The sequence below is a fragment of the Pseudomonas sp. 8 R 14 genome, from assembly GCF_900005955.1.
In the GTDB taxonomy this organism is placed as follows: Bacteria; Pseudomonadota; Gammaproteobacteria; order Pseudomonadales; family Pseudomonadaceae; genus Aquipseudomonas; species Aquipseudomonas marginalis.
This window is the reverse complement of sequence record NZ_CVTH01000068.1, coordinates 1-11085: the sequence shown is the minus strand read 5'-3', so window position 1 is coordinate 11085 and position 11085 is coordinate 1. Positions and strand designations below refer to the sequence as shown.

The window sequence follows — 11085 nt, the reverse complement described above, 5'->3', positions numbered from 1 at the left end:
GGCGCGCCGGTGATTCGTATGATCAACGCCTTGCTCACACAGGCAGCGCGGGACGAGGCCAGTGATATTCACATCGAGCCCTATGAAAGCCATTCGGTGGTGCGCTACCGCGTCGACGGCACGTTGCGGGATGTGGTGTCGCCGCGCAAGGCGCTGCATGGTGCGCTGGTGTCGCGGATCAAGATCATGGCCCAGCTCGATATCGCCGAAAAACGCCTGCCCCAGGACGGGCGTATCGCCCTGCGCGTGGCCGGGCGGCCGATTGATATTCGTGTGTCGACCGTGCCCACCGGGCATGGCGAGCGGGTGGTGATGCGCCTGCTCGACAAGCAGGCCGGGCGCTTGCAACTGGAGACCCTGGGCATGGAGCCGCAGTTGCTGGCGCGCCTCGACACCTTGATCCGCCAGCCCCACGGCATTGTGCTGGTCACCGGGCCCACGGGCAGCGGCAAGACCACCAGCCTGTACGCGGCGTTGGCACGGCTGGATGCGAGCACCAGCAATATCCTCACCGTGGAAGACCCGGTGGAATACGACCTGCCGGGCATCAGCCAGATCCAGGTCAACGCCAAGATCGACATGACCTTCGGCCTGGCGCTGCGGGCGATCCTGCGTCAGGACCCGGACATCATCATGATCGGTGAAATCCGCGACCTGGAGACCGCGCAAATCGCGGTGCAGGCCTCGCTCACCGGGCACTTGGTGCTGGCGACCCTGCACACCAACGATGCGGTGTCGGCGGTCAACCGCCTGATCGATATGGGCGTCGAGCCGTTCCTGCTGGCCTCGTCACTGCTGGGCGTGCTGGCGCAACGCCTGGTCCGCCGCCTGTGCCCGCATTGCAAACAGGAAGACCCGGCCGCGCCCGGCACCTGGCGCCCGGTGGGCTGCGCGCAGTGCAACCAGATCGGCTACAGCGGGCGGACCGGTATCCATGAATTGTTTTGCGTCGACGACGAGGTGCGCAGCCTGATCCACCAGGGCGCCGGCGAGCAGGATCTGCGCGTGGCGGCGCGGCGTGCGGGGATGTTCAGCATGCGTGAAGACGGCGAGCGCTGGGTGCGCAGCGGCGCCACCGCGCCCGAAGAAATCCTGCGCGTGACACGGGACGCCTGATGAATCGCTACCGTTTCGAAGCCGCCGATGCCATGGGCAAGATCGAGAGCGGACACCTGGAAGCCGACAGTCAGCGGGAGGCGTTCGGGATTTTGCGCCGGCGTGGCTTGACGGCCTTGTCGGTGCACCTTGAGCAAAATACGGCCTCGGGGGCTGGCGCGGGCCTGTTCAGCGCCAAGCTGTCGGACAACGACCTGGCCTGGGCCACGCGGCAACTGGCGAGCCTGCTCAGCGCCAGCCTGCCACTGGAGGCCGCGTTGAGTGCCACGGTGGAACAAGCCGAGCGCAAACACATCGTCCAGGCCCTGAGTGCGGTGCGTGCCGATGTACGCAGCGGCATGCGCCTGGCGGATGCCTTGGCCGCGCGGCCACGGGACTTTCCGGAGATCTACCGCGCGCTGATTGCGGCGGGGGAGGAGTCCGGCGACCTCGCCCAGGTGATGGAGCGGTTGGCCGACTACATCGAAGAACGCAATAACCTGCGCAGTAAAATCCTCACCGCGTTTATCTATCCTGGAGTGGTAGGGCTGGTCTCGATCGCCATCGTGATCTTCCTGCTCAGCTACGTGGTGCCCCAGGTGGTCAGTGCGTTTTCCCAGGCGCGCCAGGACTTGCCCGGGCTGACATTGGCGATGCTCAATGCCAGTGATTTCATTCGCGGTTGGGGTTGGCTGTGCCTCAGTGCTTTGATCGCGGGTTTCTGGGGCTGGCGTGTGTACCTGCGCAACCCGCTGGCGCGTCTGGGTTGGCATCGCCGCGTGTTGCGCCTGCCGCTGATCGGGCGTTTTGTACTTGGGCTCAATACCGCCCGCTTTGCGTCGACCCTGGCGATTCTCGGCGGCGCCGGGGTGCCGCTGTTGCGTGCACTGGAAGCGGCCCGCCAGACCTTGTCCAACGACTGCCTGAGCCAAAGCGTGAGCGACGCCACCGCCAAGGTGCGCGAAGGCGTCAGCCTGGCCACGGCGCTGGCAGTCGAGAAAGTATTTCCACCACTGCTGATCCACCTGATCGCCAGCGGCGAAAAGACCGGCTCGCTGCCGCCGATGCTCGATCGCGCCGCGCAGACACTGTCCCGCGATATCGAGCGCCGGGCGATGGGTATGACCGCACTGCTGGAGCCACTGATGATCGTGGTGATGGGCGCGGTGGTGCTGGTGATCGTGATGGCGGTGCTGTTGCCGATCATCGAGATCAACCAACTGGTGCAGTAGCAAAAAAGCCCTCGTCACCGAGGGCTTTTCATTTCACGAAGGTGACACCGCTGCTTAGAGCTTACCGGCGCCGGCCTTGGCCTTGACGTCGGCGGCGACCTTATCGGCAGCCAGCGGAGTGTAGCTGTACGGTGGGGTCCAGCCGATGCTCGAACTCCACGAGCAGCTCAATGCGCTGCCGTTGAGGGTCGAGCCGGTGTCGCGGTAGACGCTGCCACCGTAATCGCCGGCGATCTTGTCGCAACCGCTGATACCGGCGATCTCGAAGGCGTTACGCTCGGAGAAGATCTTCGAGTTCTTGCCCACACCGTGAGCGTACGAGAACGGGTACACCTTATGGCTGGTGCTGCCCACATGGTAGTTGTTGTACAGATGCACCTGGCCGAAACGCACGCGCGGCGCACGGGCAGAGATATTCTCAAACAGGCTGTTGTGGATGGTGACCTTGAGCTTGCCGTCGTCGGTGGTGCGGCTGTCGCTGGAACCGATCAGGTTGTTCTTCTCGTGCGACTTGAACGCCGAGTACGAGATGGTCACGTAGTTGGCGCCGTTTTTTACATCCAGCGCGCCGTCGTGATGCTGCTTCGGACGGCCGTTGGCACTGCCGTTCTGGTCATCGGTACGGCGGCCATCGGTGAAGGTCACGTGATCGACCCACACGTTATTGGCGCCCTCGATGGTCAGGCCATCGTATTCCGAGTTCCAGTTGCCGGCGCTGCCGTCCGTGGGGTCCCACTTCGGCTCGGGATCCCAAGGGTTTTCGATGGTGATGTTGCGGATGATGACGTCGTTTTCCTTGGCATAGAAGAAACCCTCACGGATCTCGGCATTGCTGGTGGTACCGACGATGGTGGTTTTGCCAGGAATATCCAGGCGACCGCGTACCTTCATATCAGCAGTCGTCGTATAAGCCTTGCCTTCGCTGATATCGATGATGCCGGTGATCTTGATGATGCGGCCGTTGGTGCCCACCGACGCGCTCAGTGCGGTTTTCAGCTCCGCCGCGTTTTTTGCCGTGTAGATATTATTCGCCGCAGCTCGCGAGCCGCCCTTGGTGCCGCCGTTCTGAGTGGCCCAACCAGTGGTGGCCGAATCCAGCCAGATGTCCGCGGCATGCGCAGGAACGCTGGAAAACAGCAGGGCACCGATAACGGCACTGGCCAGTTTTGAGGCAGTGAAGGTTGAGGGGGTTGTCATGAGTAATCAGATCCTTGATTAACTTGAGTGTTTAAACGCGCACAGGCATGCGCGTTTCTCGAGCGGACGTCCTTGCCACTGGTGCAGCGAATCGAACGTCCGCTGCATGAGAAATACTATCATGCGTGTATTCGTTGTCGTACAACTGTTTGTAAAATTAACGAGTAAAAAGTTTTATTGACTAAAACAAAATATCGGATAATTATTCCTGTGCATCTGCTCTCATGCAGAGTCATCTTCAGGGTTATCCCGATGAGCCTTAAAACCCCGTCTGTACTGGCGACTCTTTACGTCGAGGCCAATGAGTCGTGCTTTGCAACCCACGTGGCACCTGTGCTGATGCAGGGCTTCCCGGCCGAGCCGAATCACCGGGTAACGTGGCACAACTGGATGCGCGCGCCCTTCAGCCAGTGGGGGTTCCGTCATCTGGCGCGGCTGCGTCCCACGATTGATGTGGCGGCGGGTTCAAGGCCTGCCGGTCAGCTCAAGGAAGCGCCCACAGCGCTGGACCCGCTGTGTTTCGACAGCGAATGCGGGCTCAGCATCAGCGTGATCGAACACCTTGTGGCCAGCCAGACCGACGCTTTTTTAGTGATGCAGGGCGACACGGTGTTGTTCGAGCGCTACTTCAACGGCCAGCGCGCGGATGACCGGCACATCATGTTTTCGGTGACCAAGTCGCTGATCGGCACCCTCGGCGAACAACTGGTTTCCAACGGCATGCTCAAGCCTGAGCTGTCCGCCGCGTACTACGTGCCTGAGCTGGTGGGCAGTGCGTTTGGCGATGCCACCGTGCGCCAGTTGTTCGATATGGCCGTGGGCATCGACTACAGCGAGGTGTATGACGATCCCGCCTCCGAGAGTTCGCAGTACGGTTATGCCTGCGGTTTCCAGCCGGCACCGGCGCCATACGCCCAGTTTGAATCGCTGTACCAATACCTGCCGTCACTGAAAAAACGTGGCGCACACGGCGGCTTTTTCCATTACGTGACCGCCACCACCGAAGTCCTGGCATGGGTCATGGAACGTGCCTCGGGCCAGGCGTGCAGTCAGATGCTGGAACAGATCTGGGGGCGCTTGGGGTGCGAACGCGACGGTTATTTCATGGCCGATCCCTGGGGCCGTAACGTTGCCGGGGCGGGCTTCAGTGCCACCTTGAGAGACATGGCGCGCTTCGGTCGCCTGCTGGCCAACGACGGTCGCCAGGACGGGGTCGAGCTGTTGTCGCCCGAGACTGTGGCGCGTATCGCCGCCGGTTCTGATCCGGCGATCTACGCGCAAAATGCCGAGTTCTCCAGCTGGACGCCCGGTGCGTCCTATCGCAGCCAGTGGTACGTGTTCAACGACCACAGCCAAGCCCTGATGGCCGGAGGGATCCACGGCCAGTACCTGTTCATCGACAAACCGTCCGGCGTGGTGATCGTCAAGCAATCGTCGCTCACCGATGCAGTCAGCCCGTTCGATAACGACAGCGTGCGCATGCTGCGCGCGATTGCCGCCCACCTGAGTCGCTGATCCACGCCAAACAATAAGAGTCTTGCGTTCTATTCACCTGGCTTGCCCAGGTGTTGGCGGCGCCCTGCGTCGCCATTGACTGCCCTGTAACAACAATAATTCCACAGGAGCTTCTTATGGTTTTCACCAAGCGTTTTTCCCGAGCGCTGTTAGCGTTCGGCTTACCCTTGACCACCCACGTCGCGTTGGCGGGCTACACCTTTGAGGACGGCGATCTCAAGGGTGAAGTCAATCTCACGGCGGGTGGGGCGACGCTGTTTACCCGTGGCGTCAACTTCGGCAGCGGCCAGGTCGATGCACGCAACGGTAAAAACGGCGGCGCCCGGATCAACTGGCAAGAGGTCTACGTAAAGCCGGGGGTCAAGCTTGAGTATGCGTTGCAACCGGATTTCAGCCTGCTCGCGGGCGGTTCCCTGGTGGCGGCGAGCACCTTCGGCGATGGCGATGCGGGAGGCTTCAGCCGCAGCTCCGACGGCAAGGTCGCAGCCGAAGAACTCTACGGCGGTTTTCGCGCCGGCGAGTGGAAGTTCACCGCCGGCCGCCAGAACTACATGATCGGTACGGGGTTCATCGTCATGGACGGTAACCTCGACCAGTACAAGGACGGCGCCTACTGGCTCGGCCCGCGAACTGCGTTCAAGGACTCAGCGATCCTGGCCTGGGATCATGACGCGCTGAAGTCCCAGGCCTTCACCTTGCGTACCGATGACGACTTGGGCGATTTCCGCATGACCGGCGTGAACGTGGATTACAACCTCGATGACCAGGTTACGCTCGGCGCCATGGCCATGAAGGTCAATGCCCTTGGCCCCCGGGGCAGCACGCTGCCGCGCCGTCGGGACGGGATGCAGGTGTACAACGTCAGGGCGCTCAACGCCAAGGTGCCCGGCGTCCAGGCGCTGACCCTGAATGCCGAATACGCGCTGGAGCGCGGCAGCGGCGAGGGTGTCGACTACGATGCCAACGCCTGGTATGCCCAGGCCGACTATGCCTTCACTACCTTGCCGCTGACGCCGATCATTGGCTACCGCTACGCGAGCTTTTCCGGCGACGACAACCTTACCGACAACCGCCAGAAAGCCTGGGATTCACTGAGCAAGGGCTTTGTCGACTGGAGCACGTGGCTGGTCGGGGATGTGGTCGGCAACTACCTGCTGTTCAACAGCAACGAAAACGTCCAGCAGTTCTCCCTCAAGACCCACCTCAACGACACCCTGACCCTCGGCGCGATTCACTACCAGTTCTGGCTGGACGAGAAAAACTACATGGGCGCGCCGGTCAGCGATCGGCGCTTTGCTGACGAAAGTGTGGTTTTCCTCGACTGGACACCCACGCCGTCGTTCTATACGTCGCTCTCCTACAACTGGGTCAAGCCGCTGGCCGCCGCCAAACAGGTGTTCAGTAACGACCAGATGTTCAGTGCGCTGGAACTGTATTTCACCTACCGCTATTAAGTGCTGCGAGCCATCGCGGCCGCGCTGGAGTGTTTTGATCATGAACAGATTTTTGCGTAACACCGTGCTGGGCACTGTCGCCTCGTTGCTCATCAGTGGTTTTTGCCTGGCTGAAGAACGCACCGTACGGATCTACAACTGGATCGAATACCTGCCACCCGAAGTGCTCAAGAATTTCCAGGAAGAAACCGGCATTCGCCCGATTTACGATGTGTTCGACAGTGCCGAAACCATGGAGTCCAAGCTGCTGACGGGCAACTCCGGGTATGACGTGGTGTTCCCCGGCACCGCCAACCTGGGGCACTTGATCACGGCCGGGGCCGTGCAGCCGCTGGACCGCCAGCAGTTGCCGAACTGGCAGCACCTGGACCCGCAGTTCATGCAATCCCTGGAAGCCGTGGGTGACACCGGCAACCGCTACGCCGTGCCTTACCTATGGGGCACCACATTGATCGGCTACAACGTCGACAAGGTGCGCAAGGCCCTGGGTCCCGACGTGCAGATGAACAGCTGGGACATCATCTTCAAGGAAGAAAACCTCGCCAAGCTCGCCAGTTGTGGCGTGGGTTTCCTCGACGCCGGCAACGAGATCCTGCCGATTGCCTTGCACTACAAGGGCCTCGACCCCAATAGCCAAAAGCGTGAGGACTATGTGCAAGCCCAGGCCGTGATGATGAAGATTCGCCCTTACGTCACTTACTTCAATTCGTCGCGCTACGGCATGGACCTGGCCAACGGTGATATCTGTGTGGGCGTGGGCTGGTCCGGCGGTGTCGCATTGGCCACGCGACTGGCAGATGCCGCCGGCAAGGGCGTCAAGGTCGAGATGGCACTGCCCAAGGAAGGCGCGCCGATGTGGGCGGACGTGATGATGATCCCGGCCAAGGCACCCGACCTGGCGGAGGCCCATGCGTTCATCAATTACATCCTGCGCCCGGACGTGATTGCGCGCATCAGCAACAGGATCGGCTACCCCAACCCGAACAAGGACGCCACTGCGCTGGTGGACGCCAGCATCCGCAACGACCCCAACATGTATGTGCCGGAGGAAGCGCGCAAGACCCTGTTCGCCCTGGAACCGATTCCGGCCGCCGTGGAGCGCATCCGTACCCGCACCTGGACGGCCATCAAGAGCAACCGCTGATCAGTGTGGCCCGGTGCGTGCGCGTCGGGCCTGGAGCTTGCCATGACTGAACGGATTGACATTGCCCCCAACTTGCAGCGGGTGCTGACCCTGCGCGTCGCGATAGGGCCGGGTGTGACCCTGGGCGACAGCGTTGAAGGCCTGCGCTGCAACTACCCGATTGTGGGCGGGGACTTCGATGGGGTCGGCATCAGCGGCCAGGTCCTGGCGGGCGGAGAAGATTGCTTTCTTTTGCGCCCCGATGGCATCGGTCAACTGGATGCCCGCTACAGCGTGAGGACCGACGAAGGCGAGGTGATCAACATCCGTAACCGGGGTGTGCTGAGCATGACTGAGTACGGACGCCAACTGGAGCGCGACGGCCAATGGCCGATTCCTGAGACGGAGTACCGCTGCACCTGCACCCCGGTGTTTCAGGTGCCCAAGGGGCGGCTGGACTGGCTCACCCGTTCAAGTTTTATCGGCCTGGTGCATTACCCGGGCGCCGACCAGGTGGTGATTCGTTGCTATCGCTTTTACTGAGGCCCGGCCCTGGAAGCTGTCAGGCCTGCATGCCGTAGAACAGCAGCTCGGTGATACGCCTGACCTGGGTCGAGTGCGCGTCGATATCCGGGTGTTCCTGGTTCACCAGCCTGAACAGTTGCAGGTGCGAATAGTCGTTCAACAGGAACGCGGCCAATTCCACATCGAGTTGCGGGCGCAGCTTGCCGGCCCGTTGCAGTTCCCGCAGCAGTTCGCTGATTTGCGCCCTGAGCGCATCATTCATGGCGCGATAACCGGCCGGCAGTTCATTGCTGCCGCCGAACAGGATCAGCGGCAGCAGTTCACGCCAGAGGCTGGGGTGCATGACTTCCAGGGCATAGCCGGTGAGCAGGCTTTCCAGGTGGCACAGCGCTTCGACCGGATCGTCGATTGTGTGGATCTCGCGGCGGGTGTCGCTGATTGCGCGCTGATCGGCGTGGTGCAGGATTTCCAGGATGATTTCCTGCTTGTTGCCGAAGTACTTGAACACCGTCGGCGGCGACACCCCGGCCTGGCTGGCGATCTGTTCGATGGTGGTGTTCTGGAAACCCTGGCGCTCAAACAGCTCGATCGCGGCCTTGCTGATAGCTTGCCGGCGTTCGGCTTTCTGACGTTCACGCAGTCCGCTCACAGGAGATCCTTGTCACGAGTAAAAAGAGGGGCGCTTATCGCCCCGGTATCCCTGCAAAATACTTAATTGGGTAAAGCTTTTAAAGCACTAATTGGCATTCAAGGGATTTGCCGCTGATGCTTCTTCAACCGGTAGGCAAATTGAGCGCGGCTGAGCCCCACAAGCCTGGCGGCGGCGGCCAGGTTGCCGGCGTTGCGTTGCAGGGCTTCATTGAGCAGGCGCGATTCAAGGCCTTCGATGGAAAACCCCGGTTCCAGTTGGCCAAGGGTGTCGAACAGTGCCAGGCACGGCGGCGGTGCGCTGTTGGACAGGCTGCCGTGGTCGTCGAGGCCGTAGGGATCGGCCGGCATCGGTTCGTTGCGAAACAGGTGCACCAGGTCAATGGGTTGGCCTTCGTCACTGGCGATCAGGCCGCGTTCGATCAGGTTTTGCAGTTCGCGCACATTGCCCGCGAAGTCATAGCGCAGCAACACCTTCAGGGCGCGCATGGTCAGGCCCGCCGGCGTTCGCGCGTATTCCTGGCAGAAGCGCGTGAGGAACGCATTGATCAACAGCGGGATGTCGTCCCGGCGTTCGCGCAGCGGGGGCAGGGCGATGGGGTAGACATTCAAGCGGTAGAACAGGTCTTCACGAAAGCTGCCGTCAGCCACGGCTTTACGCAGGTCGAGATTGGTGGCGGCCACCACGCGCACATCCACCTTGATACCGCGCACTCCGCCGACCCGTTCGATTTCCCGTTCCTGCAAGGCCCGCAGCAACTTGCTTTGCCCGGCCAGGCTGAGGCTGGTGATTTCATCCAGAAACAGCGTGCCGCCCTGGGCCCGTTCGAAACGTCCAGGCCGCGAGTGCGTCGCGCCGGTATAGGCGCCGCGTTCGACACCGAACAGTTCGGCCTCGATCAGGTTGTCCGGAATGGCGGCGCAATTGAGCGCCACGAACGGGCTGTCCTGGCGGCGGCTGAGCTGGTGCAACTGGCGCGCAAACATCTCCTTGCCGACCCCTGACTCGCCGCTGATCAGCACGGTCGCGGGCGTCAATGCGACCCGTTGCAAAGCTTGCATCGCGGCGTTGAAGGCTGCGCTGGCGCCCACCAACGGTTGCGGCTGAGTGACTCCGCCATTGCTGCGCAGCGGGCTGGCGGGCGTGGGGGCGGCAGGGCCGGCGACGGCCTGGGACACATTCAGGTAACGCAGGTCCTGCTCGACGTCACCCCATTGCTCCGCGGTCTTGCCGATCACCCGGCAACAGCGGTGGCCCATGCCCCGGCATTCCACCTCGCGGAAAATCACCATTTGCCCGAACAGGCCACTGACAAAACCGATCGCATAGCCGGTTTCAGTCCAGCACACCGGGTCCTGGCCGATGCCGTAGGCGCCCACGTGTTCATCGGCCTCGCAGGAGTGGTGCCAGAGGAACTCGCCTTCATAGAACCCCGAATCGGCATCGAACTTGAAGTGCAGCGGTTCAACCTTGGTCATGCCTTCCAAGGTGTGCAGGTGGGTCCCGGCGCGGAACACCGCGGCGGCATCGGCCTGTGGCCAGCGCTCGCGGATCAACCGCGCATCCCGCGCGCCGGAGACATAACCGGTGCGGGTGAACAGGCCACGCGCCTGCTCCAGCCCCAGGCGTTCGATGACCTCCGCGCGCAGGGCACCGAACGACGAACCGTGCAGCAACACCATGCGTTGATCGTTGAGCCAGATACGCCCGTCTTCGGGCGAAAAGAACAGGCAGTCGGTCAGTTCCGCCGGGGTGGGCGAGCTGCTGTCACTGAGTTGGCGGCTGTCACCGCGCGGATGGTAGGGCGCGTTGGCCACCCGGTCGTCGGGCAGCGCGCTGGGGGGATTAGTCATTGTTATGCCCCTGCAAAGCGAGTGATCGATATGAGTAACTGCTCAGATAGTTATTAAACATAACCTTATCAATTGAACAAGTGGCAGCGCTGCGGTTTTTGCAGTCGATTGGCGGGTGAGGTATGAGCGGTGTGTGCCAGGCCCCGTCCCAGAGACCTCGATGCTTTATGTCAGCGTTGTTGCGTGCAAGCGGCACAGCCTTTGCTCAAGGCTTGATGCGGCGTTTGCACCCTGTGCAGGCGATGACAATTACAAGAACCGGGAGTTGCCATGTCAGTACCTGAAACCACCCACTTGCTACAGCGGGCCATTGCGTCCGAATGCCTGTTCAACGGCGACTGGATACCCGCCTCGGGGTCCGTGATCCCGGTGATCGAACCCGCCACCGGCGAACCCCTGATGCGCTGCGCCATGGCCAACCCGGCCGACATCGCCGTCGCCT

At 61.9% G+C, this 11085-nt stretch carries 9 protein-coding genes and 1 pseudogene; 7 read left to right on the top strand and 3 right to left on the bottom strand.

What is annotated here, in order from left to right:
* Together gspE and gspF are read left to right on the top strand one after the other, a co-directional pair.
* The coding region (gene gspE, locus BFQ01_RS17695; protein WP_065926273.1) for a type II secretion system ATPase GspE at nt 1-1116 on the top strand (1116 nt) is incomplete at its 5' end.
* Nucleotides 1116-2327 (top strand): type II secretion system inner membrane protein GspF, encoded by a 1212-nt coding sequence (gene gspF / locus BFQ01_RS17690; RefSeq protein ID WP_065926272.1) that lies wholly within the window; start codon nt 1116-1118, stop codon nt 2325-2327. The genes gspE and gspF, both read left to right, overlap by 1 nt.
* Nucleotides 2328-2381: 54 nt before the next feature.
* Here the strand turns inward: gspF and BFQ01_RS17685 are convergent, their stop codons facing one another.
* The gene (locus BFQ01_RS17685; protein WP_065926271.1) at nt 2382-3524 is read right to left on the bottom strand and encodes a pectate lyase family protein; all 1143 of its coding nucleotides are present in this window, start codon (nt 3522-3524) and stop codon (nt 2382-2384) included.
* Nucleotides 3525-3776: 252 nt separating this feature from the next.
* On the opposite strand from BFQ01_RS17685, the gene BFQ01_RS17680 reads away from it, so the two are divergent.
* From BFQ01_RS17680 to BFQ01_RS17665, 4 genes are all read left to right on the top strand, one after another.
* Nucleotides 3777-5039 carry a serine hydrolase domain-containing protein gene (locus tag BFQ01_RS17680; protein ID WP_065926270.1) on the top strand — a complete coding sequence of 421 codons (1263 nt, stop codon included), beginning with the start codon at nt 3777-3779 and terminating at the stop codon, nt 5037-5039.
* A gap of 116 nt (nt 5040-5155) precedes the next feature.
* On the top strand, nt 5156-6493 hold the full coding sequence (locus BFQ01_RS17675) for an alginate export family protein (RefSeq protein WP_065926269.1): 1338 nt from the start codon (nt 5156-5158) through the stop codon (nt 6491-6493).
* Between the two features lie 40 nt (nt 6494-6533).
* Nucleotides 6534-7637 carry a polyamine ABC transporter substrate-binding protein gene (locus BFQ01_RS17670; RefSeq protein ID WP_065926268.1) on the top strand — a complete coding sequence of 368 codons (1104 nt, stop codon included), beginning with the start codon at nt 6534-6536 and terminating at the stop codon, nt 7635-7637.
* A 42-nt stretch (nt 7638-7679) separates the two neighbouring features.
* Nucleotides 7680-8159, top strand: coding sequence for a DUF3237 domain-containing protein (locus BFQ01_RS17665; protein ID WP_065926267.1), 480 nt, complete (start codon nt 7680-7682; stop codon nt 8157-8159).
* 19 nt (nt 8160-8178) lie between these two features.
* Here BFQ01_RS17665 and BFQ01_RS17660 read toward each other — a convergent pair whose 3' ends face one another.
* Nucleotides 8179-8790 (bottom strand): TetR/AcrR family transcriptional regulator, encoded by a 612-nt coding sequence (locus BFQ01_RS17660; RefSeq protein ID WP_065926266.1) that lies wholly within the window; start codon nt 8788-8790, stop codon nt 8179-8181.
* Between the two features lie 98 nt (nt 8791-8888).
* Nucleotides 8889-10643, bottom strand: a complete 1755-nt coding sequence (locus tag BFQ01_RS17655) for a sigma-54-dependent Fis family transcriptional regulator (protein WP_065926265.1) — start codon at nt 10641-10643, stop codon at nt 8889-8891.
* Between the two features lie 270 nt (nt 10644-10913).
* Here BFQ01_RS17655 and BFQ01_RS32955 point away from each other — a divergent pair.
* Nucleotides 10914-11085: pseudogene (locus tag BFQ01_RS32955) on the top strand (aldehyde dehydrogenase family protein); the annotation flags it as partial.